The organism is Streptomyces sp. NBC_00400, from assembly GCF_036048035.1.
Taxonomy (GTDB): Bacteria; Actinomycetota; Actinomycetes; order Streptomycetales; family Streptomycetaceae; genus Streptomyces.
Genome location: NZ_CP107940.1, coordinates 8,359,077 through 8,383,033, shown reverse-complemented (window position 1 = coordinate 8,383,033; position 23,957 = coordinate 8,359,077). Strand labels below are relative to the sequence as shown.

The window sequence follows — 23,957 nt, the reverse complement described above, 5'->3', positions numbered from 1 at the left end:
GTGACAACTCCTGAGCTTCGGCTCACGTGTGACGGAGCGCTTCGGTGGGCGGACGAGTACCAGGGGCGGCGGGACTGAGCGCCCCGGTTGGCGACCGGAGCGGCTGCACGGCCTCTCACCTACGGCTTCATGGAGGGGCCAGGTCGCACAGGGTGCGTGCCGGCTCCGCTGCCGTCACTGCGCGAGCCGCAAGGTGTCGACGAGTTCGGCGGCCGGGGTGGTGGGTGTGCGGGGGTGAAGGAGCTCGGTGCGGTGCACGAGGCGGGGCTCGCTGATCGGTACGGCCGCGATGCCGGGGAGGTCTGCGGCTGCGGGCAGGGCGCCAACGGTGAGGCCGGCTCCGGCGGCCACCAAAACGGACAGGCCGCGGATGTCGGTTCCGGTGTAGGTGAGTTGGTGACCGAAGCCGTCGGACTGGGCGGCGGCCCGGAGCTGGCTCAGGGGCACGGCGGCGTCGGGTGCGTCGATCCAGCGGGCGGCGGCGAGGTCGGCCAGCCGCAGCGCCGGACGGCCGACGAGCGGGTGGGTGGCGGGCAGTAGGACCACGAGAGGTTCCTCGCTGAGGGGAAAGGCGGTCAGAGGGCCGGCGTCGGGCAGCGGCAGCGGATCGCTGGGTGCCACGGCCCCGTCGACCAGCGTCAGGTCCGCCGCACCGGTCAGCACCGCCTGGACCGCCTCGGTACGACTGCACACCCGCACCGAGGCCGCGAGCTGCGGGGCCGCGGTGCGGGCGCGTACCAGCGCGTGCGCGGTGGCGGGCGTCAGCGCGCCCGGCGTGCAGGCCACCGCGAGCCGCCCCGGGCGCACCTGCCGCAGGCGCGCTTTTCCGGACTAAGAGGTCGTCCTTGGCTGTGCCTGGCTCAGGGCCCGGACGGCTTCGAGGGTTCGCCAGCCGCTGCCGGTGACGGGCCTCAACGTCTTCATTCGTGATCGCGCAGGAAGGTAGGGATCTCGTCGCGGGTCGGGTAGCTCCGCAGGGGTGCTGGCTTGTCCTGAAGGAACGCGGTGATGACGGCGGCGGCCCGGTCGTTGTTGTCGTCCAGGCCGTTCCACATGTGGTGTCCGACTCCGGGCATGTACTGCGTGCGCTGGATGGCGGGGTCATTGGCAAGGACGGTGGTCTCCCATTGACGGATCTGGGAGGAGCACTCGGCGATCATCAGCATCGCGGGGGTCCGGGACTGCCTCAGTTGTGAGGCGATGGAGGGTGAGTCCTTGACCGTCTGCTGGATGCGGAGACTGGCGGCGGGGCTGAAGGAGAAGTTTTGTGCGGTGTCCTCGGCGGGGATGCGGTGCGCGTCGCGCGCGCAGTATGCGGATGCGGTGTCGCTGCCGAGGTCTGCGGCGGTGAAGGCGTTGTCGCCTTCGGCCTGTCCGATCAGTCCGGTGTCGGGGCTGAGGAGTCCGAGCCGCATGAGGCCGAATGCCACGGCGTACCGGGGGACGTGTGTCGATCGCGGTCCGGTCGGGGCCGGCGCGAGGCCGCGTGCGGATTTTCGGCCCTTGTGCCCGGTGATGTGTGCGGTAGGGCCATCCATGGGGCCGGGCTCGGCGATGATCGCCCGGTGCAGGCGTCCGGCGACGCTCGGGTCGGCCAAGGCTCGGGTGAGCACGGCCCCGCCTGAAGAGAATCCGAGGATGTCGACCTTGCCTTTGTTCAGGCGGTCGATAAAGGCGGCAAGGTCGCTGACCGGCCTGGAGATCGTGTACTGGCTCATGGGGAGCAGGTCGCTTCGTCCGCCGCCGGCCTGTTCGTAGGCGTAGACGTCGTAGCCCTGGCGGGCCAGGAGTTGCAGGAATCGATGGTCGAGTACCGAGATGCCGCGGACCGGTCCGCCGTTGAGGTACACGAGCGGGATGGGATGCCGGGGGCTGGGGTGCGCGGGCGGGTAGTGGTACACCGCGACCCGGCTGCCCGTGGTCAGGCTCCAGTGTTGCGTGGTCACGAAGGGTAGCGCGGGCGGGTACCGCCGGGCCGTCGGCACGGTCGGGATGCAGACCGATGCCGTCAACGCCGCCGCGACAGCCACCGGCAGGAACGGCACGAGCCGCGCCGGCCAAGTGCCGCGCCGGCCCCGCCACGTCGCGAGGACAGCCCCGACTCCAAGGGTCGGCAACCATGCGGCGAGCCCCGAGCCTGCCCCGTCCGTGAGGGCGATCAGCGCGAGAAAGACGACAACCAGCATCACGACGGCGGCCAGGGCCAGCAGTAAGCGTCCGGTGAAGCGGACAAGACGTATGGCGGACGTGGGCATAGCGGACCTCCAACAGTTTCAGAATGCTGTTTCAAAACGACGTTATCAAAGAGAGGTAGGCTGCTGCCCGTGGGTAGGCCGAGAACAAACGACGAGGCCGTCAAAGAGCGGCTTGTGGAGTGCGCGACCGAGATGCTTGCCACCCGTCCGCGGGAGTCGCTCACGCTCCGCGCCGTGGCCGCTGCTGCCGAGGCGTCGACGACGGCGGTGTATTCCTTGTTCGGCGGTAAGGACGGGCTGATCGGTGCGGTGCGCGACAGAGCCGTCGCCGGCCTGTTCCAGGACCTGTCGGCGACGAAGACCTCCGCGGACCCTCTCGCCGACCTCTACGCGCTGGCCGTCGCCTACCGTCGTTGGGGGCGCGGACACAGTCACCTGTACACGGTGCTGTTCGGTGGTGTGCAGTCCTTCGACCCGTCGGGGGAGGTCGGTGCCAGTGACCCGATCCGTCCGCTCCTCGCGGCGATCGATCGCGCGTTGGCGGCGTCCATCCTCGTCGGCGAGGCAACGTCGATCGCCCTGTCGATCTGGGCCACCCTGCACGGACTGGTGACTCTCGAACTGGCCGGAGCCCTCGACGCCGCCACGGCCGAGGCCGCATTCCGCTCGACGATTCACGCCACGCTGCGCGGATGGATGACCCCATCGGTGTTCCGCAGCCTTCGCCAAGCCGAACTCGCTCACTGACAGGATCAGGGCCCGTTATCCGGGCCCTCCCGGTCCCTGGCGGGGCGGGGTGCATCGTCGGTGAAGACCGGCATGCCAAGGTCCACCAGCTGCGGCCGGCCATCGGTCGGAGCCCGTTTGAGGCTGTTGAGCTTGGCCATCGCAGCGTCGAAGCTGACCTGGAGTCCCTCAACCTCGCCGAGCCAGCCGTTGGCGCGGGCCTCGGTGATGCGCTCGTGGAGGTTCTGGATGATCTCGATGAGGCGTGGCCTCTGGCGGGGATCCACCTGGAGAACGGGGCAGCGGATGCAGGCGTGCTCGTGCTTGCAGGGGGTTCCGTAAGGTCGCCCGCAGGTGCCCAGTGACACCTTGCGGAGCTCGAAGTGCTGCTGGAAGTCGTGCCACTCCTGCTCGGTGGGCTCGGCAGCAGCGGGCCGGTAACGCGCTCGTGGGAGTCGTAGCGGGCAACGAGCGGGATTTTGCCGCCGTTGGCGTCGCGAAGGCGCTTGATGATGGTGGCCAGGACGCTGGCGAGTTCGGGGCTGACCAGCAGGAGCCGTTCCTCGTTGCTCTTGGACGGAACGATCTGAAGCAGCGGAACGACTTCCCCGGTCTCGGGCAGCCGGTAAGACACCAGCGCCAGATGCGTCAGTTCCGTCAGTTCCTCGGCTCGCACTCCGGTGTGGCGCAAGGTTTCGATGACCGCCCAGGACCAGAAGGCGTCGTCCTCCACAAGGCTCTGGTTGATCCGACGGCCGGTGGCACCGACCGGCCTGATGTAGACGTGCGGCGATCCGTGGTCCAGCCGACTGGGAACCTGGTTCACCTTCAGCAACTCCCGCACGTAACTCGTCCCGTCGTGCTCGAAGACCCCGTTCGGCGGAGTAGCGCGAGCGGCCTCCAGCAGAGCGGCTGCCTCATGGTGTACTCGCTCGGCCGTCTGGATCAGCAGCGGGAGGTGAGGGAGCCTCTCGCGCACCCGCTGGTGCATGCGTGCGGTGGTCTGCTTGTAGATCTTGTGGTTCCCGGCTCCATCACTCCGGGTGATGGGGCTGGGGACGGCCCACTGCGCCCAGAACGGGTCCTCGTGCGCCCATTCCTGGATGTCGAGGTAGAAGCCTCGGACGCGCATCATCACGGCGATGCGGCCACGTCGCTCCTTGACCTCCCCGCTCTTGCTGTGCACGTAGGTCACGAGCCGCTGCTTCCAGCCGTCGACGACCTCGTCGGGGAGCCGGAGAGTGTCGATGCCGGGGTGGTGGGCCTCGATGTCCGCCCAGAAGACACCGACCAGTTCCCTTACCAGTCCGCGGAAACTGCCGTAGTCGACACCGGGACGGCGCTCGTCGAGATACCGCACCAGCAACGTTCCGGATCGCCGTGGACTGGATGTTGTAGACGTCGACCAGTTCGGCCGTCGGCCGCTGGCCGAATCGCAGAGCGTCCTTGAGGGTCTCCTTGGACTCGATGACGCCGACGCCCCGCAGCAGTTCCCACGCCGTGTGCGTTCCGATGAACGCCTCACCTCGCAGACGGCGTCCCAAGGCCCGGACGTGGAAAATGTCCTCAGCGGTCAGTTCATGCAGGTCGCGGCCGGTGTGCAGGATCATCGCGGAGATCAGGCGCAAGCCCTCATCGACGTGCCGGGGAGTCATGCCCAGCCCAACACCGTGATTGCGCATGGTCTCCAGGTCCCCGTCGGGAAACATCTGCTGGACGTCCTTGAACAGCCGCCATGCCTTGTAACCGCGCAGGAAGGCGTATCCCGGCAGGACGATCCGGCTCATCATCAGGCAGTTGAGCCCCGCCACCAGCCCGTTGCGCTGGCCCTCACTCTGGTCGTCGCCCAGCACGGCGGCGAGCACGAATTCTTTGCCGGCCGCCCGCCAGCGTTCCTGCCATCCACCGCCGGGGTGAGCGGCGAGCCAGTCCAGGATCTTGACCGCGTTCAGCAGCCGCATGTGCCCCCGGTCCCGGTCCGCCTTGGAATCGCGGGATGGCCAGGACGGACAGGTGGGCAGCAGCGCGAGAACTTCGGCGCGGGTCAGGTGGTCGTGGGGCCCGACTCGTCCCTCGTCGGCTTTCAGCTCGTGGTCGACGAACAACGGCCGCGGCGGAACCGGTCCGGTTCCCGCCAGTCGGACGGAGTTGGCCCGCCGCGATCCTTGCCGGGTCATGCGAACTCACCGCCGAACAGCACGTCCAGGTCGCTCGCCTCGTAGCCGGTGGCCGGCGAGGGCGGCGGAAGGGCGGCACGTTCCTTGACGTCGGCCAGATACTCCTGGACGCGTGCGATCACCTGCTCTTCGTCCTCTACCAGGTAGATGTCGGCGGTGGTGCTCAGGTGCGCGTGTCCCAGGATGGTCTGCACGTCACGCAGCGAAAGACGCTTGTCGCGGGCCATGCGCAGGGCAGCGGTATGCCGCAGGTCATGCATGGACCAGTTCGTCCCCAGCAGGGCGTTGGCCCGGCGGAACACCGCCCGTAGCGCCTCGTAGTTCATCGGCTGATGGATGAGACCCTCCCCGCGGTCACGGCGCCGGAGCGTCCACCACAGCGGGGCCTGCGGGTCCAGCGGCGTGCCCTCGCTCTGGTAGAGCCGGATCCAGATGAACGCCTCCGCGCTCGCGGGCAGCCACTGCTCGGCCTGGGCGCCCTTGCGCACCACACGTACGAGCTGATCCCGCCAGTCCACGTCGACCCCCTTCATGCCCAGGAGTTCCGAGGCGCGGGCGCCGTTGCTGATGGCGAGCGCGACGATCGCCCGGTCGCGGTTGGAGCGCAGCGCGGCGAACAACTCGTTCCACCGTCCGTCCGACATCTGCCGGGGCCGGCGGCGTGGAAGCTTCGGGTTGTACCGAAGCCGGCCCTCGCCCCGGTACGATCGAGCGGGTTGTGGTGGGCGTGGGGACGGCGGCGCTCGGAGCGCGCCAGCGGCACCGGGTTGATCAGTGGGCCTTCGCCTGTCTCGATCCAGAAGGTGGAGAAGCTGCGGATCACCGCGTTGCTGTGCCGGATGGTGCGGGGCTTGTAGCGGTCATCCAGATAGGGCTTCTTGGTGATCGGGTTGATGGTGCCCGCCGTCGCGATGGACACCGTCCGCGCAGCGTTGGGGACCTTGACCGTCGCCCCCAGCCACAACGCGAAGTCCCGCCCTTCGGCAGGAGTGGCCTGGTCCCACGGAACATCCACCACCCGGAGCCACCGCCACCACCGCAGCAGGCCGAATGCGTAGCTGCGGACGCTGCCAGGCCGGTTGTACCGGGCGACGAAATCGATCAGGTACCGACGTACCGGCTCGACAGCCCGCCCCTCCTCATCGAAGACCAGCCACGGCACCACGCCCGGGTTCGCGGCCACATGCCCCCACCGTGGCAGGCGAATCGATCGGACATCGCGCGAGAACTCGTCCAACTTTGCTGCGCTCCTTGCTCGTTCGGATGCGCAACATCTATCGACTAGGGCCTGTCTCGTGGATCATCGCTGGGCCTCTGTAGAGCCGGTGGCCCTGACGAGTGCGGTCTTGCAGCCGATCTATGAGTCTGGTCTCGTGCCTCGCTCAGGAGGGGGTAGTGGGATCGACCGGCGTCACCCATTCGTAGGTGTGTGACGGCTCGCTCTTGTGTTTGCCCTGGTTGCGTTGGGGACTCACCCAACGCAACCAGGGACTTCAGGGTTCCAGTTCGAGGCAGGGGCCCACTTGGTGGCCGCTGGCCTTGCTGCTGAGCGGGACCTCGGTTGGTATCGCAGTGGTGCCGGAGGTCACCAGGGCGTAGGCGTGGGCAAGCATTTGACGGCTATGGGGTCTGAGGCTGGGATCTTCTCGGGCACGTTGCCGTCAGCCGCCATGGTGTTCTTACGCGGGGGCCGGGCGGCGGTAGGCCACGTACAGCTTGCCGTTGTGTACGGCTGGGTTCGCCTCGTCCATCGGTTTGATCTCGCCCCCGAAGCCGACAGGTTGGGTGTCGCTCCAGGCGCTGCCCGAGTGGGTGGAGGAAGTGAGGACACCGCTCGTGTTGCGGAGGAAGATCCACAGCCTGTTGTTGTGGGCGGCGAGTGTCGGCCCGGATGTGACGCGCCAGTTGGAGGGCGTGGCAAAGTCTTTCCAGCCTCCGCTGAATTCGCAGTAGGTCAGGTCCACCCGGCCCTCACGGCTGCCTGTCCCGCGAACGGCCTGCCACAGGGTGTTTCCCTGTGTGGTGAGGCCAACGGGACGTTTCGTCTCCCAGGGATGCCACTGTTCGGACCTGCTCCACAGAGGGTCTGTCCCGTCGTAGTAGTTCTCATAGATCTTTTGGTTCAAGTCCACGTCCACTTGCCACAGCTGGTTCCGCCATGCCGCCAGGGCCGGGGCCGCGGCATAGTTGTAGTTTCGGGACCGTGTCGTCTCGGCCCATGAGGTGCCGGTTGTGTTGACGCTCCAGACCATTTTGCCGTCCGTGGCGACAATGGTGCAGTACAGCTTGTCCTTGTAGACGGCCATGGCCGGCGGGTAGTAGCTCCTCCAGGTACGGACCCGAACAGGCGGCGTCCAGGTCTGGCCGTCCAGTACCGTCCACATGACGGCTTGATCGCTGGCGCGGAGGAAGAGGGCGTGCAGTTTGCCCTTGAACGAGGCCAGGGCCGGGGCGCCCATGCTCTTCCAGGGCAGGGTGATCGGGGCGCTCGCGTTGTCGCCCTCGTAGACGACGTACTCCAGGGTTCCCTCGGGGAAGGGCACCTTGTCGCCGGAATACCTCACCGTCAGCTCGTGGTGGCCGTCACCGTCGAAGTGCCACAAGGCTGTCTTGCGGTGGGACATCAGGGCCAGGTCGAACTGGTCCAGGACGATCGCGCGTGCGCAGGAGAGGTCGTCGTAGTTGCGCAGGTGTTCCATCAGGAAGATGCCCAGCTTCAAGATCTCGCCCGCCCAGCCGGCGACCTCGGTCCCCGGCAGCACTCCGGTGTACAGCTGCCATTTCCAGGTTTCGAAGATGGTCTTGGAGAGGGTCTTGAGGTTTTTGTGTAGTTCGTCGTACCACGCGCTGCTGCTCTGGTCGGCCTCCCAGCAGTAGACGCTCAGCATCACATGGGTGCTTGCCTTGCCGTTGAAGACCGTCCGGTTCGACGCCGAGAACTCGCGGCGGTCCCCCTTCTTGACCGCCCCGAACTCCTGCGACTTGTAGGCGGGGCCCTCGGCCTTGTCGCTGGCGGAGGCGGAACACCAGTAGATCTCGTCCCTTCCTCCGCCCTGGTCGCCTACCGCTCGGTGAACGTAGAAGCTCTCAAGCTCCAGCTTGACGTTGAACGCCGATGGCGCCGTGCGTTCCCCATCCTCTGCGGCATCAGCGGTCTCAGTGGCCTCCTCGTTCTCCGCCGTCTGTCCGGAGATTGCCTGGCGTGACCGGCTGAATGCGGTGGCGCCGAATCCGAACTCGCGCGTACCGGCGTTGAACTCCGGGCTGTCGATGCTTTTCCCCGTCGCGAGTACCTCTGGGTCGACCACGGCCGTGTTCGGCATCGACGCGGCCTCCTGCGCGACCGGCCCGAAGCCCGCTACCAGGTCCGCCATGCTGTAGCCGGAGGACACCGGTCGGCTGGTGATGGTCTGCGGGATCACGTCAAGGTTCCCGAGTTTGGCCACTGCCTCGCGGTAGACCTGTCCCCAGCCCTTGATCTCCGCATCCGGCAGCGCGGCCCGCATCACCGCAAGCAACTGCCGCTCCAGATCGGTGGGGGCCTTCCCCTCCCGCAACCGGTCCGCAGCATGCAATGCCGCCCCGATCAGCACATTGCCCTTGTCGTAGCGCGCGAGCGACCGCGCAGCACGCGTATCCCTGCGCGTGCCCATCAACAGCCCCCGCAACTTCTCCAGACGCTGCTCCGGAGTCGCATCCCCTGCACCGGCCATGAACGTCCTGCCCTTCTGTCCGCGGACCGCTTCGAGCGGCTCCCATCGGGTCAGGACGCTACTCAGAGCAGCCTCCTGGTGACGCTCATTGGCGCCAAAAGGCAGACAAAGGCCGAAAATCATCCTGCTTGCCCAGGCTGCGTCGTTGGCTCCGTGTGAAGCTTCGGGACCGTCTGACTGACGCGGCGTGGGAACGAATCAAAGATTTACTGCCCGGCCACCCGCCGCGAGGCGGCCGGTGGCACGATCACCGGACAGTGATCGAGGCGGTGGCCTGGAAGTACCGGACTGGGGCACCCTGGCGAGACCTTCCTGGCCGATTCGGTCCCTGGCAGACCGTCTACAACCGGTTCCGCCGCTGGGCCCGGGACGGGACCTGGCAAAGATTGCCGACCAGGCTCCAGAGCCTGGCTGACGCTGCGGGCGAGATCGACTGGCGGGTCAGCGTCGACTCCACCACCGTCCGAGCTCACCAAGACGCCGCGGGCGCCCCAACACTGCCGGAGGAATCAGGTGAGCCACCTGACCACGCCTTGGGGCGCTCGCGCGGCGGGCTGACCACGAAAGTCCACCTGGCAGCCGATGGTTACTGCCGCCCCATCGCCCTCTTGCTCTCGGCAGGGCACCGTCACGACTCGTTGTTCTTCGAGGCCGTCATGGCCAGCATTCACATTCCCCGGACCGGCGCCGGGCGCCCGCGGACCCGGCCGCTGCAGGTGAGCGCCGATCGAGCCTATTCCTCCCGCGCAATCCGTGCCTACCTCCGGCGACGCGGGGTCAAGGCCGTTATCCCCGAGCGGTCGGACCAAGTCGCCAACCGAAAACATCAAGGAGCGGCCGGAGGACGCCCGCCAGCCTTCGACCGCGACGACTACAAGCTCCGTAACACGGTCGAGCGGTGCATCGGCAGACTCAAACAATGGCGGGGCGTCGCCATGCGCACCGACAAACTAGCCGTCCACTACGCAGCAGCCGTCCAACTCGCTGCAGTCTTCATCTGGGCCACTGGTGATCCACGGGACAAGCCCTAGACCAACCGGGGGATGCGCCGTGGCCCGGCGAGTCGCTCGGTAGTCCGGTCAACACCTCGATGTCGGCCCGCGCCGCATCCAGGCGCAGCAGCAGCGGCCGGGCGTGATCCAGCAGCCGCTCGCCCGCCTCGGTCGGCGCCACCGGGCGGCGGGTGAGCAGCGGCGCCTCCAGATCGGTCTCCAGGCTCGCGATGTGCTGCGAGACCGCGGACTGGGTGAAGCCGAGAGTCTGGGCGGCGACGGAGAAGGAACGGTGGTCGACGACGGCGACGAAAGTACGCAGTTGCTGCGGATCCCCGAGCATCAGTATTGCTGATACCGGATGCAGGGATCATCGTTGGACGTGATGCAGGTGGGCGGCTCAGGATGGCCGCGTGACACACACCGCCCGCGTCGCCCTGGTCGGCGACCGCTCACCCCACGTCCGTTCCCACCACCGCATCCCGGGCCTGCTCGACGCGCTGCGCGAGCGTGACGGCCTGGACCTGGACGCCTACTGGATCCCCACCCAGGATGTTGCGGACCACAGGACCCTGGCCGGGTTCGATGCGATCTGGGTGCTGCCCGGCAGCCCATACCGCAGCGAGGCCGGCGCGCTCGCGGCCATCCGCACCGCCCGCGAGGACCGCATCCCCCTGCTCGGCACCTGCGCCGGCTTCCAGCACGTCCTGCTCGAATACGCCCGCAACGTGGCCGGGCTGGCAACGGCCGGTCACGCGGAGAACGCTCCCGGCACCTCGGCGGCCGACGCCGTGGTGGTGCCGCTTGCCTGCTCCCTGGTCGGTCACGAGGGCACGATCGAGCTGGCCGCGGGCTCCCGCGCCGAAGCGCTCATCGGCGCCGAACGATCCATCGAGCGCTACCACTGCAACTTCGGCGCCAGCCCCCACCACGTGGAGCTGCTGCGCACCCACGGGCTGCAGTTCACCGGCACCGACACCGACGGCGAGGTGCGGATCGCCGAGCTGCCGGAGCACCCGTTCTTCCTCGCCACTCTCTTCCAGCCGGAACTCGCCGGCGACGGCGCCCGCCCGCACCCCCTCATCCGCGGCCTCGCGACGGCCGCCGTTGCCCGGGCGAACGCGGCGGCATGACATGCCTCAACCGGCGAGCGAGCAGGTCGCCCGGCAGGGCTGAGCGCACAAGCCGGCCAGCCGACCATGGCGTTGGGCAAAGAGTTGATGCCTGTTCGGCGACGGTACCTGCGGATGTCGTTGCAGAGCGGGCGCATAGGATCGCCGGCATGGCACTGCGACCTGTTCAGCTGCGTCCTCGCCCCGTCCTGACGCGGGCCCTTGACGACATCCCGACACGTGAGCCCTATCTGCTCATGTGCCATGCCCCCGAGCGGGTCGGGCTGCGGGGAACGAGGAGCGGAACGGCCTCTGATTGGTCAGCCGCCACTCGCAGCCGGTGATGTGCCCGCGGCCGGCCCTGGCTGATTTTTGTCGGCGCGCTGATGCGCAAGCGCGGCGCGCGACGGTGAACTCACCAGGGCAGTTACCCCCAGGCGCCGTCTTCGCGATCTGTCCCTGGCGAGGCCCGCCCTACAGACTTCGTGTGCTCCACCAGTACGCCCAAACGCTCTTCACCTGGAGGAACACATGGTGGCCTTACGCGTATCCGTCGCAGCCGTTGCCGCTGCCGGCCTGTTGGCACTCCTGCCCGGTACCGCGCTGGCGGCCCCGGTCGCGCTCGATGACGGCAGCTTCGAATACCCGACCGCGCCGGCGAACTCCTTCAGTGCGCTGCAGGCGGGGCAGTCCATCGGTCCCTGGACGGTCGACAGCGGTTCGGTGGACCTGATCGGCAGCGGCTTTTGGCAGGCGGCTGACGGGGCACAGTCCGTCGACCTCAACGGCCAGGGCCCGGGGAAGGTGTCGCAGACCTTCGCGACGACAGCGGGCAAGACGTACACGGTCTCCTACGCGCTGGCCGGCAACCCGGCGGGCAATCAGGGCGTGAAGACAGGTGAAGTTCTCGTTGACGGACAGAACTTCCAGGACTTCTCGTTCGACACCACTGGCAAGACATTTGCCCGGATGGGTTACGTGGGACGTCAGGTGACGTTCGTGGCCACCGGTGCCTCCACGACCTTGTCGTTCGCCAGCACCACTGCCAGTGGCGCCTACGGTCCGGTGATCGACAACGTGCGGGTCGGGTCCTGCTGCTCCTGCTCGTCCTGCTCCGGCTGACCGACGCCACGACGCGTCCGCGGGCGAGCCGCCCCTCATGGGCACGGGCCGCGGCTGTGGCGTTGGGATGCTCAACTCGTCAAATCGTCAACTCGCGCATTGAGAAACTGAGTTGGCAGGGCTGAACACTTTCAGCCGGAGGCAAGGAAGCGGCCGTCCTCACCCGGCCGTCGCCACCGGCCTGGCGACGGAGCCATGCCGGTGGCGACGGATTGCCACGACCGGCCGAAAGGCCACCCTGCGCGGGGAACGAGCGGCGCTTGGGTGGGCCGGTCAGGGTGCGGGGACGGGGCCGCCGGGGCGGAACCGCTCCACCCCGACGATGTGCCGCACCTTGACCGGGCGCACGATCACCGCAACCCGCTGCTCCCCCGGCATGATCCACTCGAACCGTTCGCTGCCCAGGTACTTCCGGGCCAGCCGGTCCATGTGGTCGTGCGCCTCCTGACCGTCGATGAAGCGGGCCACCTCGCCACTGATCTGCACTCGGTCGAAGGGATTGGCGGCGTCCGCGTGCGAGAGATAGACGCGGGGGTCGCGGCGCAGGTTCTCCTCCTTCACCCGACCCACCGAGGTGTTGAACATCAGCTCGCCCTCTCCCTCCAGATCCACCCACATCGGGCTGACCTGCGGCGCTCCGTCGGCGAACACGGTGCCGACGTACCAGATGTTGGGGGCTTGCAGCCGGGCGCGGACGGCTTCGTCAAAGATCGCAGTCATCCCGGCAGGCTACCAACCATGATCGACAGGACGGATCGGAGGGAGCCGTGGATTCCGCATCAGGCTCATGATGTGCCGGCCGGGCGGGCAGACGGACAGGCCGGAACATGGCGGTGCGCCGCAGGTGCAGGAACCTGCGGCGCACCGGGTGGCCGACGAGGCGACATCACCTCTCACCGGCCGGTTCGGGCTGATCAGCGGGGGTGACCCCAGTGACCGTGGTGCCCACCGTGGCCGTGCTGACCCCAGCTTTCGGAGTCAACGACCCGGCGGTGATCGTTGCTCAGGACCGCGGTGCCCCGGTGGTTGTCCCAGACATAGTCACGACGGTCCTGGAAGAGGTCCCAGCGGTTGTCACGGCCGATCCCCGTGTGGACACGGACCTGTGAGTGGCCGCCCAGACGGACGTTGCCGAAGCGGTAGGTGTGGCCGGCGCGGTCCGAGAGGGTCCAGCCACGCAGGTTGACCGCCGTACGGCCGTGGTTCTTCACCGTCACATACTCGGCGTTCAGGCTCCTGTTGGAGTGGTCGTCCCGCCCGGGGCTGTCGTACTGGATGGCACCGAGCACCACCGCCGAGCGGTGATGCGGAGCCGGAGCATGGCCGTGGCCGGCCGCGGCGGCCGGGAGGACGGCGGCGGCCGCCAGAGCCACGGAGCCGAGGACCGTGGCGGCAATACGCGAAGTCTTACGGAGCACGAAAACCCCCTGGATACGGCACCCACAACCAGGTGCCGGAAACCGGATACCCGGCCGGTTTGACCGGGCTCCCACACAGTGACGGCTGGTCACACCTTGAGGGAAGAAATCCGGTTTGGTGTTACAAAACACAGACATATACACAACCACACCACGCCAGGCGCACACTCCCCCGCGCTCACCAGCACAAACGCGACGCCCTGTACACGCACCCAGGCGCGGCAAGGGTTACTGGCGGTGTACACCTCGCGGCTGCCGCGGGCCCATGAGCCACCCGGCACCGATCGCCGCCGTGAAGGCACCCGGTTGCGCGCGTCCGGCACGCGGCGCCACGCACCCGGCACCCGGCACCGCGTGTCCGGCGTCCCACGATCGCCTCATGGGTGAGGGCGTCCCAGCAGCTCAGCGCCCACGGCGTCCCGTGAGAACCCCAGCCGGTCGGTAGCGGTGTTCCGTCGCCGTTCCGATGGACATGATCGGTGCGGCGAGACGGGAGGCCCGGTGCTGCCCGTAGCGGCCGTTCTGCCGACGGAGTGCCGCCCCACCCGGGGAGCCAAGCCCGTCGCCCCTCCCCTCGCCTCGGATTCGCTGTGCATGCGCCTCGAATACTCGAATAGTCGTCACGAAGGGAACCCGGCTATGCCCACCCCTCTGTCCGCTCGCAGCGGCCTCGTCGCCGCGCTGGCCGCGGCTGCCCTCGCCGCGCCCGTCATCACCGCGGACACCGCGGCCGCCAGCGGTGCGAAGCTGACGCATGCACAAGCCGCGAGCAGGCTGCGGGCGGCCGGTATCAGCTGGACCTCCAGCGGTCACTGCTCGCACCGCAACAACCGGCGATGCACGTCCTTCACCCGCATCAACTCCGGAACCGTCAAAGGGATCATCGCCTTCAAACGGGCCGGCCGGTGTGCGGTCACCATCACCGGCGGCACCGAGACCGGCCATGCATCAGGCCGGTACAGCCATTGGAACGGCTACAAGGTGGACATCTCTCCGACCGGTTGCGTCACGAACTACATCAAGCGCACGTTCCGGTACGCCGGCAAGCGCGGGGACGGAGCGCCCATGTACAAGTCCGCCACGGGCAACATCTACGCCCGCGAAAGCAGCCACTGGGACATCACCTACATTTAATCGACAGATGCCGCCGCCCCTTCCTGACCAGGCATAACTCTGGTCCGGAAGGGGCGGCGGCATCTGTGGGACCGCTCTCGGACCTGCGCCCGGGCGGGGGCCCAGCCGGCGGCGGGGAAGGAATCGAGCCACCCTTCGCGACCTTGGATCCTCCTGACCGCCCTGCAGCATGGCGATCTCGGCCAATGTGGCCTCAAGTGGCCCACGAGGCAGATGAGTTGTGTGTATGTTCAATGGGAGTGTGATCGACTAGGAGAGCGGGAAGAGGCTGCATGGCAACGGCACCGTCGGCTCGCTGGCACAGGCTGGCCGTGCTCGCGGCCCTGATGCTGGCCGCGTTCACTTTCAACACCACGGAGAACCTGCCGATCGGGCTGCTCAAGCTCATCTCGGCCGACGTGCAGGTGTCACTCTCGGCGGTGGGCTATCTGGTCACCGCCTACGGGCTGACCGTCGCCCTGGTCTCCCTGCCTGTCGCGCACGCCACCCGGTCCATGCCGCGCCGCCATGTACTCACCGTGCTGCTGGCCGCGCTCGTCCTGTCCAGCCTGGTCTCGGCACTGGGCTCCAGCTACTGGCTGCTGATGGTCGCCCGGCTGGTTACCGCGCTCGCCCAGGCGCTGTTCTGGGCGGTGATGGGGCCGGTGGCGGTCGGCCTGTTCGCACCGGCTGTCCGGGGACGGGTGATCGGGGTGCTGTCGGTGGCCGGTTCGCTGGCCCTGGTGCTGGGTGTCCCGCTCGGTACGTGGCTGGGCCAGCAGAGCGCGTGGCAGGTCCCGCTCGTCGTGCTGGCCGGGCTGGGGCTGGTCTCCCTCGTCACCATCGCTGTTCTGCTCCCGACGTCCCGGCCGGAGGAGGGGCACGCGGCCTACGGTTCGGCACCCGACAAGCGGCGGTTCAGGATCGTGCTGGCGACCACCGCCCTGTCCGTCACGGGCGCGTTCGCGGGCTATACGTACCTCGTGAAGTTCCTGGGTGACGTGAGCGGCTTCTCCGACACCTCCGTCAGCGCTCTGCTGATGGTCTCCGGCATCGCGGGCGTGGTGGGTGTGTCGATCGCGGGGCCACTCCTGGACCGCTACCCGCGCGGCACGCTGGTCGTTCCGGTGGCCACCCAGGCGGCCGGCATGCTGGGCCTGTACGCGTTCGGTACCGCCCGGGCCGGAGCCGTCGCGTTCCTGGTGCTGCTGGGCGGCTCGCTCGGCCCGGTGTTCATGGCCACACAGAACCAGATGCTGCGCTTCGCTCCCGGTCGTACCGAAATCGCCCTGGCGGCCAACTCCGGTGCCTTCAACGCCGGGGTCGCGGGCGGGGCGCTGCTCGGCGGCCTCATCCTGCCCGCCTGGGACGTGCGGTCCACGTTCCTGGTGGGCGGATTGCTGACCGTCGTCGCGTTCGCGACAGTGCTCACCGAGCGGATGCTGCCGCCCGCGGAGCAGGGCCGTCCGGCCGAATCCGGCCGGACGGTGGACAGCAGCCCCGCCGAGCACCGCTGATTCCGACGGGCGACGCCCCGTCGGGCCCTCTCACCAGGCGTACGCCTCCGGGGCGGGCCCGCCGGGTCCGGGGAAGAGCGCGTCGAGCTCTTTGAGCTGGCTCCTGTCCAGGGAGATCTTCAGCGCTGCGAGGCCCTGGTCGAGCTGTGCCGCCACGCGTGGACCCAGGATCGGCGCGGTGACACCCGGCTGGTGCAACAGCCAGGCCAGCGCCACTTGGGCGGGCGGCAGGCCGAGGTCGGCGCACCACTTCTCGTACGCCGCGATCCGATCGTGGTGCCGCTTCAGCTGCTTGCCCGATTTGGGCTCCGCCACGCGCCCGTCAGCAGTGCCGCGGCGCACCGCTCCGCCCAGCAGACCGCCGTGCAGCGGGCTGTAGGGGAGCAGGCCGATGCCGTAGTCGCGGCAGGCGGGAAGCACTTCCAGCTCGACGGTGCGTTCCAAGAGGTTGTAGACGGACTGCTCGCTGACAGGGCCGGGTGTGTTGCGCTGCCGGGCGTGCTCCTGTGCCCTGGCCAGGTGCCATCCGGCGAAGTTGGAGGTGCCGACGTAGGTGACCTTTCCCTGGGCGACCAGCAGGTCCAGTGCCTGCCAGGTCTCCTCCCACGGTGTGGTCCGGTCGATGTGGTGCACCTGCAGCAGGTCGATGTGGTCGGTCCGGAGCCGGCGCAGCGAGTCCTCGCACGCCTTCCTGACGTGGAAGGCCGACAGCCGGCCGGAGTTGGGCTTGAGGCCCATCATTCCGTAGACCTTGGTGGCCAGAACGATCTGGTCGCGACGTGCGGGGTCCTCGGTGAGCCAGTTGCCGATGATCTGCTCCGTGATCCCCTCGCCCCTCTGCGCGCCGTAGATGTTGGCGGTGTCGAAGAGGTTCACGCCCTTGTCCAGGGCCAGGTTCATGATGGCGTGCGCCTCGGGCTCCGGTGTGTGGGGGCCGAAGTTCATGGTGCCCAGACCGAGGCGTCCGACGACGAGCCCCGAGCGTCCCAAGTTGGCGTACTTCATGATGCGGGTGCCTCCACCTCGTGACGGGAGCCCGGGGACCGGGCGGATTGGACGGATCGGACGGATCGGACGGCGCTCAGCCGGTGTTCCAGATCTACGGCCGAGGGGCCTGGCGACCGCTGGACGAAGTAGTGGGTCATTGCCGCTCCCCGTCCGGCAGACCGCCGCTGTGGAGGGACGCGGGACGCATGTCGGTCCAGGTGCGCTCCACGTGTTCCAGGGTGGCCGCGCGGCTGTCCGGACCGAACACGGCGGGCCGGCCCGTCGGCACCTCGGCGGACGCAGGCCAACGGCGAGTGCCGGCCCTCGTGGTTGACCAGGGCGAGGAATGATCCCGTCGGGTCCTCGAAGGGGTGCGGCACGGTTCTGCCTCCTTGTCTCCCGGAGCTGGGTGTGGCGCTTCTGCGCGTCTGGGTCTCTGCGCGTCTGGGTCTCTGCGCGCCTATGCCTCTGCATGCAGACGCGCGGCGAGTGAGGCCACGGTGGGCGCTTCGAAGAGGGCCTGGACGCGGATGCTCGCATCGACGTCGGCCCGTATGCGAGCGACCAGTTTGGCGGCGAGCAGGGAGTGCCCACCGAGGTCGAAGAAGCTGTCGTCGATGCTGACCCGGGGCACCCCGAGAACCTGCTCGAACAGGTCGCACAGTGCCTTCTCGTCCGGCGTGCGCGGGGTCCGCCCCGCCCCGTGTCCCACGGTGTCCGGTGCGGGCAGGGCGCGGCGGTCGAGTTTGCCGTTCGCGTTCAGGGGCATCTGGTCCAGTTCGACGAAGGCGGCGGGGAGCATGTACGCGGGCAGGGTCCGTTCCAGGTGCGTGCGCAGTTCCTCCTGCTGGGGCGCCGGCCGGAGAGCCACCGCGTCCCTGGTGCCGCGGCTCGGCACGTAGTACGCGACCAGCTTCTTGTCGCCCGGCCGGTCCTCCCGTACGGTCACGGCCGCTTGGCCGACGCCGGGGTGGCCGGTCAGGGCCGCCGCCACTTCATCCGGTTCGATTCGAAATCCACGGATCTTTACCTGGTCGTCCGTCCGCCCGATGAACTCCAGGCAGCCGTCCCGGTGGCGACGGACCAGATCGCCGGTGCGGTACATCCGCTCTCCCGGGCCGCCGAAGGGATCGGCGACGAAGCGCTCCGCGGTCAGCACGGGGCGGCCGAGGTATCCGCGTGCAAGTCCGGCGCCCGCGATGTACAGGTCACCTGCCACACCGGGCGGAACGGGCTGGAGGTGCCGGTTCAGCACATGGACACGAGTGTTGTCGAGGGGGCGGCCGATGGGCGGAGTGCGGTGGCCGCAGTCCTCGCCCAGCCAGGCCGTGGCGTAGACGGTCGTTTCCGTCGGCCCGTAGATGTTGGCGATTCGGGCGCCGGGGACGGCGGTCCGCAGTTCCGCGATGACATGGGCGGGCAGTGCTTCGCCTGCCAGTACGACGGTCTCCGCCTTGAGGTCCACGTCGTGGTGGCCGACGAGGTGGGAGACGGCCGAGGGCACGCCGCTGATCAGACTGCCCGTCCAACGTCCTGCCGGGCGCTCCGCCACCGCCAGCACATCGCGGACGATCTCGATGCTGCCGCCGCACAGCAGGGGGCACAGGATCTCGAAGACGGAGACGTCGAAGGTCAGTGAGGTGGCGGCCAGGACATGGGAGAGTTCCTGTCGCCCGAAGGTGTCGCGGGCCCAGAGCGCAAGGTTCACGGCAGCGGAGTGCGGGACCGCTACGCCCTTGGGGCGGCCACTCGTCCCGGATGTATAGATCACGTACGCGGTGTTGCCGGGGAGCGGTGCCTGCGGCCGGTCCTGGTCAGCGAGGCCGTCATCGGCCGGGCCGTCGACGCGGAGCACGGGAAGGCCGTCGGGAAGCAGTGCGGAGGTCTCATCGGTGGCGACCGCGCAGACGGGGGCCGCGTCGTCCAGGACAAGGGCGATGCGCCCCGCGGGGTGGTGCGGATCCAGGGGAAGGTAGGCGGCGCCGGTCTTCAGCACGGCCAGTACGGCCACCACCATGTCCGCCGACCGGGGCAGGGCCAGGGCCACGAGCCGCTCGGGTCCCGCTCCGGCGGCGCTCAGACGCCTGGCGAGCCGAACGGCACGGGCGTCGAGCCGGGCATAGGTAAGACGGTCGCCGTCGCAGATCACGGCCGTCGCGTCCGGGGTGCGGACGACCTGGTCCTGGAAGAGGGCGGGCAGCGTGGTGGCGGGCCGGGGGCGGTCGGTGCTCGTGCGTTCCGCCAGCAGCTGGTGGTGCTCTTCGGGGGTCAGGATGTCCAGGGCCTCGACGGGCGTGTCCGGGGCGGCCACCGCCCTGGTGAGCAGGAGGGTCAGCCGGGCGACCAGGCCGAGGACGGTGTCCCGGTCGAAGAGGTCGGTGCTGTACTCGAGGAATCCGGTCAGCCCACCCGGTTCGCCGTCCGCCGTCTGCTGCTCGGTGAGGTTGAGCAGCAGGTCGAAGCGGGCCGCCCCGGGGTGCAGGAGCTCGCTGTCGATCTTCAGCCCGGGGGTGGTCCAGCCGGGTTCGGGGGTGTTCTGCAGGGCCAGGGACACCTGGAAGAGCGGATGGCGGCCGATGGCGCGGGCCGGGTTGAGGTCCTCGACGAGGTACTCGAAGGGCACGTCCTGGTGTGCGTACGCGCCCAACGCGGTGTCGCGTGTGCGGTGGAGCAGTTCCCGGAAGCTCGGGGAGCCGGAGGTGTCCGCCCGCAGGACGAGGGTGTTGACGAAGAATCCGACGGACCGGTCCAGGGCCTGGTCGGTACGTCCGGCGACGGGTGAGCCGATAGGTATGTCGTGTCCCGCGCCCAGCCGGGTCAACAGGGCGGCCAGGGCTGCCTGCAGCACCATGAAGAGGCTGGTGCCGCTGTGGTGGGCCTGGTTGGCCAGGGCGCGGTGCAGTTCCGCGTCCCAGGCGACCGGTACCGTCGCGCCCCGGTACGTGGGGTCCGCGGGGCGCGGGCGGTCCGAGGGGAGGTCCAGTTCCGCGGGCAGACCGCTGAGCTCTTGCCGCCAGTAGGCGAGTTGGCGGGCCAGCAGGCCGTCAGGGTCGTCGGCGTCGCCGAACAGGTCTCGCTGCCACAGCGTGTAGTCGGCGTACTGCACGGGCGGCCCGGGCCGTTCGTCGGCAGGGGCGTCGTCGGGTGTCCCGACCGGGACGGGGGGCGTGGCAGCGGCCTCGGGCACGGACCCGGCGTGGACCTCGTAGGCCGCCATCAGATCCTCGGCCAACGGGGCGAAGGACCACCCGTCGCAGGCGATGTGATGGATCAGCAGCAGCAGCGCGTTCCGGTGCGGGCCGAGTGAGAAGAGGTGGGCGCGCAGCGGAATGCCACCGGCAAGGTCGAAGGGCCGGCCGATCGCCTCGTCGAGGGCAGTGGTCAGCGCGTCGTCGGTGATGCGCCGTACGGGCATGGCCACGGGGGCGTCCGCCGGGTCGAGGATCCGCTGGCAGGGCTCGCCGTCCTGGTCGGGGAAGATCGTGCGCAGGACTTCGTGGCGGGCGATGAGGTCCTGGAGGGCTGCGCGGAGCGCGCCGGTGTCCAGTTCGCCGGTCAGCCGGAGCAGCCAGGGCACGTGGTACGCCCGGCTCGGTCCTTCCAGGTGGTGCAGGAACCACAGGCGGCGCTGGGCGAAGGACAGCGGCAGCGTGCCGGGGCGGTCGGCCTGCCGCAGCGCGGGACGGGTGTCGGTGTCGAACCCGCGGTCCTGGACCCGGTCGGCCAGCTGGGCGACGGTGGGGCTGTCGAAGAGTGCGCGGATGGGGAGTTCGGTACCCCGCACGGCACGTACCCGTGCCACGAGGCGGGTGGCCAGCAGGGAGTGACCGCCGAGCGCGAAGAAGTCGTCATCGATGCCGATGTCCGCGACGCCGAGGATTTCGCCGAACAGCTCGCACAGCTCGCGTTCGAGGTCCGTGCGCGCGAGGCGGCCGGAGCCGGCCTCGACAGCCGGGGCGGGCAGCGCCGCCCGGTCGAGCTTGCCGTTGACCGTCAGGGGCAGCCGCTCCAGGAGCACGATCGCGGTCGGCACCATGTAGTCGGGCAGCTGTTCGCGCAGGTACGCGCGCAGTGCGGCGGTCAGTCGCGCGCCGTGGCGCGCTGCTGCCGGACTGGTGGCGTACGCGGCCGGTGCGCCCAGGTCGTCGGCGGGCTCGTACGCCTGCAGGGTGGTGCCGGCGCGGGAGAAGAGGACATCGACGGCGTCCACGTCCGTCGGCGACGGTGCGACCGCCACCTGGTAGCCGAGTTCCGCACCGAGTGCGTACAACTCGTCGGGCTCGACCCCGTGCGGTGCGGCTGACAGGACGTTCAGTGCCTCGGCCGGGGTCGCTCCCTCGTCGAGGGCCCGGGCGGCCGCGGCCTCCTGGGTCGTTCGCCGGTTGGGGATCGCGGACACCCGCAGGTGCGCGGGACGGTGCTCGCGCAGGTACTTCGTGAGGGCGGCCGCGGTGTCCTCGCTGTCGGGCCGACGCAGCCGGACGGTCGCGTCGTGCCGGCCGGCTGTGGGCGGTGTCGTCGTCTTGTGCAGCACGGCGTCGTAGCGGTAGCGGGTCATCTCGTTGTGGTGGCGGCCGCGGCGCACCTGAATGTCGACCGCGCCGACCGACGGCTGCCGACGGGCGAAGGCGTGGAAGTAGTCGGGCGCCAGGAGCAGTTCCTCCTCCAGGGTCAGGGCGCGTTCCACGGCCTGGCGCAGCCTGGCCGTGTTGTCGTCCGCAGCGGCGCGGTGCAGCTCCACGGCGGTGGTGAAGCAGCGCAGGGAGCGCGCGTCACGGACGTCGCCGACGAAGAGGGCCCCGCCGGGTGCGAGCAGCGCGAGGGCCTGCGTCAGTACGTCGTGGAGATAGCCGGGGTTCGGGAAGTACTGCAGGACGGAGTTGAGGACGACGACGTCGAAGTGGCCGGCGGGCAGCTCGCCGACGGTGTCGGCCGCCCGGCAGCTCAGCCGGATCCTCGGGGCCAGGGCGGGCCGCACCGCCACTTCGCGGCGCAGCAGGTCCACGGCTTGCCGGGAGACGTCCGTGCCCCAGTACTCCTGGCAGCCGGGAGCCAGCTGCGACAGCAGCAGCCCGGTGCCGACGCCGATCTCCAGGACGCGGTCGGGGTTCAGGGCGCGGATGCGGCGGACGGTTTCCTCGCGCCATTCCCACATGTGGGGTGCGGGCAGGGATGCGCCGTCGTGGTAGCTGTCGTGCCAGCCGGCGAAGTCCTCGCCGAAGGCCGGGGTACGGGCGGAGCGCGTGCGCGCGTACTGGGAGTCGAACACCTTCGCCCAGTCGCCGACCTGCTCGGCGGCCGTGTCATCGGGTGCCTCGCCGGTCCGGGGGGCGGTGACGGCGTAGGCGGTCAGGCGTTGGTCGCCGGGGCGGTCCTCGCGGACGACGACGGCTGCCTGGCTCACGGCGGGGTGGGCGGTGAGGACCGACTCGATCTCGCCCGGCTCGATGCGGAAGCCGCGGATCTTGACCTGCTGGTCCGCGCGGCCGAGGAACTCCAGTGTGCCTTGGCCGTTCCAGCGCGCCACGTCACCGCTGCGGTACATGCGGCTGCCCGGCGGCCCGAAGGGGTCGGCGACGAAGCGTCCCGCGGTGAGGGCGGGCCGGTTCAGGTAGCAGCGTGCGACGCCGGGCCCGGCGACGTACAGCTCGCCGGGGACTCCGGCCGGCACGGGGCGCAGGGTTTCGTCGAGGACGTAGGTGGACAGGTCGGTGAGTGCGGTGCCGATCCTGCCGGCGGGCCGGCCGAGGGTGTCGTCCCGGGTGAGCGCCGTGTAGGTGACGTGGACGGTGGTCTCGGTGATGCCGTACATGTTGACCAGGACCGGTGCGTCGTCGGCGTGGCGCTCGTACCAGGCGGCCAGCTTCCCGAAGTCGAGTGCCTCGCCGCCGAACACGACGGCGCGCAGGGCGAGCCGGTCTCCTTGTGCGGGCCGGTCCCGGTCGGCCTGGATCAGGGGATAGAAGGCCGACGGGGTCTGGCTGAGGATCGTGACACGTTCCTCGGCGAGCAGGGTGAGGAAGCGGTCGGGTGTGCGGCTGATGTCGTAGGGGACGACGACCAGTCTTCCGCCGTGCAGGAGAGCACCCCACATCTCCCAGACCGACACGTCGAAGGCGTAGGAGTGGAAGAGGCTCCACACGTCCTGTTCGGTGAAGTGGAAGTGAGACGCGCTGTGGGTGAAGAGGCGGACCACGTTCCGATGGCTGACCACGACCCCCTTGGGCCGGCCGGTCGATCCCGAGGTGTAGATGACGTACGCGGCCGTGTCCGGGCCCACGGGGGCGCTGCGGTCCACGTCGGTGGGGGCGGTCGTGTCCTGTTCCGCCAGCTCCGCGGCGGTCTGCGGGGTGGAGAGCACCAGTCGTGGCGTCGCAGCACGCAGGTCAAGGGGGACGAGGCTGAGCAGGAGCAGCGGGCGGGCGTCCTGCAGGATGCTCTCCAGCCGTTCCTCGGGGTGGTGCAGGTCCAGCGGGAGGTAGGCGGCGCCGGACTTGAGGACCGCGAGAATGGCCACGACGAGGTCGACCGAGCGCGGCAGGGCGAGGGCGATGAGCTGTTCGGGTCCCGCGCCGCGCTGGATCAGGACGCGTGCCAGCCGGTTAGCACGTGCGTCGAGTGCGGCGTAGTCGAGGCTGTCGCTGCCGTAGTTGACGGCCGTGCGACGGGGATGGCGCAGCGCCTGAGCCTCGAACAGGTCTGTCAGGGCCGTACCGCCGGCCGCGTGCCGGTGGCACGCCAGTACGCTGTCCGATCCGGTGATTGCCATTGCTCGGTTCCTCACTTTTTCGTCCGGCGGATTCCCCGCGGCCGGTCTGTTCCAGGTCTCTGTTCCAGGTAGGCGACCGGTCTGTTCCGGGTTGCAGCGGGCGGGGTGTCCACGGT

16 protein-coding genes and 2 pseudogenes are annotated in these 23,957 nt (G+C 69.2%); 6 read left to right on the top strand and 12 right to left on the bottom strand.

Annotated elements, in window-relative coordinates:
* Positions 1-174: 174 nt before the first annotated feature.
* Both OHS81_RS36835 and OHS81_RS36830 read right to left on the bottom strand, forming a co-directional pair.
* On the bottom strand, positions 175-807 hold the full coding sequence (locus OHS81_RS36835; protein WP_328390649.1) for a substrate-binding domain-containing protein: 633 nt from the start codon (positions 805-807) through the stop codon (positions 175-177).
* 113 nt (positions 808-920) lie between these two features.
* The gene (locus tag OHS81_RS36830) at positions 921-2,255 is read right to left on the bottom strand and encodes an alpha/beta hydrolase (RefSeq protein ID WP_328390648.1); all 1,335 of its coding nucleotides are present in this window, start codon (positions 2,253-2,255) and stop codon (positions 921-923) included.
* 69 nt (positions 2,256-2,324) lie between these two features.
* On the opposite strand from OHS81_RS36830, the gene OHS81_RS36825 reads away from it, so the two are divergent.
* Entirely contained in the window at positions 2,325-2,942 is a 618-nt protein-coding gene (locus tag OHS81_RS36825) for a TetR/AcrR family transcriptional regulator (RefSeq protein WP_328390646.1), read from the top strand.
* 5 nt (positions 2,943-2,947) lie between these two features.
* On the opposite strand, the gene OHS81_RS36820 is transcribed toward OHS81_RS36825, so the two are convergent.
* From OHS81_RS36820 to OHS81_RS36800, 5 genes are all read right to left on the bottom strand, one after another.
* A complete protein-coding gene (locus OHS81_RS36820) occupies positions 2,948-3,208 on the bottom strand; it encodes a hypothetical protein (protein ID WP_328390644.1) in 261 nt (86 codons plus the stop codon).
* Positions 3,209-3,955: 747 nt separating this feature from the next.
* Complete coding sequence (locus OHS81_RS36815) at positions 3,956-5,026, bottom strand: hypothetical protein (RefSeq protein ID WP_328390642.1); 1,071 nt, start codon at positions 5,024-5,026, stop codon at positions 3,956-3,958.
* A gap of 68 nt (positions 5,027-5,094) precedes the next feature.
* Complete coding sequence (locus tag OHS81_RS36810; protein ID WP_328390640.1) at positions 5,095-5,718, bottom strand: tyrosine-type recombinase/integrase; 624 nt, start codon at positions 5,716-5,718, stop codon at positions 5,095-5,097.
* Positions 5,628-6,335 (bottom strand): hypothetical protein, encoded by a 708-nt coding sequence (locus tag OHS81_RS36805; RefSeq protein ID WP_328390638.1) that lies wholly within the window; start codon positions 6,333-6,335, stop codon positions 5,628-5,630. Before OHS81_RS36805 ends, OHS81_RS36810 begins: the two co-directional genes overlap by 91 nt.
* Before the next feature lie 442 nt (positions 6,336-6,777).
* Positions 6,778-8,934, bottom strand: coding sequence for a hypothetical protein (locus OHS81_RS36800; RefSeq protein ID WP_328390636.1), 2,157 nt, complete (start codon positions 8,932-8,934; stop codon positions 6,778-6,780).
* A 32-nt stretch (positions 8,935-8,966) separates the two neighbouring features.
* On the opposite strand from OHS81_RS36800, the gene OHS81_RS36795 reads away from it, so the two are divergent.
* Complete coding sequence (locus tag OHS81_RS36795) at positions 8,967-9,842, top strand: IS5 family transposase (protein ID WP_328390634.1); 876 nt, start codon at positions 8,967-8,969, stop codon at positions 9,840-9,842.
* Positions 9,843-9,849: 7 nt separating this feature from the next.
* Here OHS81_RS36795 and OHS81_RS36790 read toward each other — a convergent pair.
* Positions 9,850-10,146, bottom strand: a pseudogene (locus OHS81_RS36790) (LysR family transcriptional regulator); the annotation flags it as partial.
* 70 nt (positions 10,147-10,216) lie between these two features.
* Here OHS81_RS36790 and OHS81_RS36785 point away from each other — a divergent pair.
* Positions 10,217-10,936 carry a CTP synthase C-terminal region-related (seleno)protein gene (locus OHS81_RS36785; protein ID WP_328390632.1) on the top strand — a complete coding sequence of 240 codons (720 nt, stop codon included), beginning with the start codon at positions 10,217-10,219 and terminating at the stop codon, positions 10,934-10,936.
* 510 nt (positions 10,937-11,446) lie between these two features.
* Positions 11,447-12,037: a choice-of-anchor C family protein gene (locus tag OHS81_RS36780; RefSeq protein WP_328390630.1), complete on the top strand. Its 591-nt coding sequence runs from the start codon at positions 11,447-11,449 to the stop codon at positions 12,035-12,037.
* Between the two features lie 273 nt (positions 12,038-12,310).
* Here OHS81_RS36780 and OHS81_RS36775 read toward each other — a convergent pair whose 3' ends face one another.
* Together OHS81_RS36775 and OHS81_RS36770 are read right to left on the bottom strand one after the other, a co-directional pair.
* On the bottom strand, positions 12,311-12,757 hold the full coding sequence (locus OHS81_RS36775) for a PPOX class F420-dependent oxidoreductase (protein WP_328390628.1): 447 nt from the start codon (positions 12,755-12,757) through the stop codon (positions 12,311-12,313).
* Positions 12,758-12,951: 194 nt separating this feature from the next.
* Positions 12,952-13,455, bottom strand: coding sequence for a lamin tail domain-containing protein (locus OHS81_RS36770; RefSeq protein WP_328390626.1), 504 nt, complete (start codon positions 13,453-13,455; stop codon positions 12,952-12,954).
* Positions 13,456-14,094: 639 nt separating this feature from the next.
* On the opposite strand from OHS81_RS36770, the gene OHS81_RS36765 reads away from it, so the two are divergent.
* Both OHS81_RS36765 and OHS81_RS36760 read left to right on the top strand, forming a co-directional pair.
* Positions 14,095-14,589 (top strand): hypothetical protein, encoded by a 495-nt coding sequence (locus OHS81_RS36765; protein WP_328390624.1) that lies wholly within the window; start codon positions 14,095-14,097, stop codon positions 14,587-14,589.
* A gap of 272 nt (positions 14,590-14,861) precedes the next feature.
* Entirely contained in the window at positions 14,862-16,085 is a 1,224-nt protein-coding gene (locus tag OHS81_RS36760) for an MFS transporter (RefSeq protein ID WP_328390622.1), read from the top strand.
* Positions 16,086-16,115: 30 nt separating this feature from the next.
* Here OHS81_RS36760 and OHS81_RS36755 read toward each other — a convergent pair whose 3' ends face one another.
* Together OHS81_RS36755 and OHS81_RS36750 are read right to left on the bottom strand one after the other, a co-directional pair.
* Positions 16,116-17,090 carry an aldo/keto reductase gene (locus OHS81_RS36755; protein WP_328390620.1) on the bottom strand — a complete coding sequence of 325 codons (975 nt, stop codon included), beginning with the start codon at positions 17,088-17,090 and terminating at the stop codon, positions 16,116-16,118.
* A 442-nt stretch (positions 17,091-17,532) separates the two neighbouring features.
* Positions 17,533-23,781: pseudogene (locus tag OHS81_RS36750) on the bottom strand (amino acid adenylation domain-containing protein); the annotation flags it as partial.
* Positions 23,782-23,957: the final 176 nt, after the last annotated feature.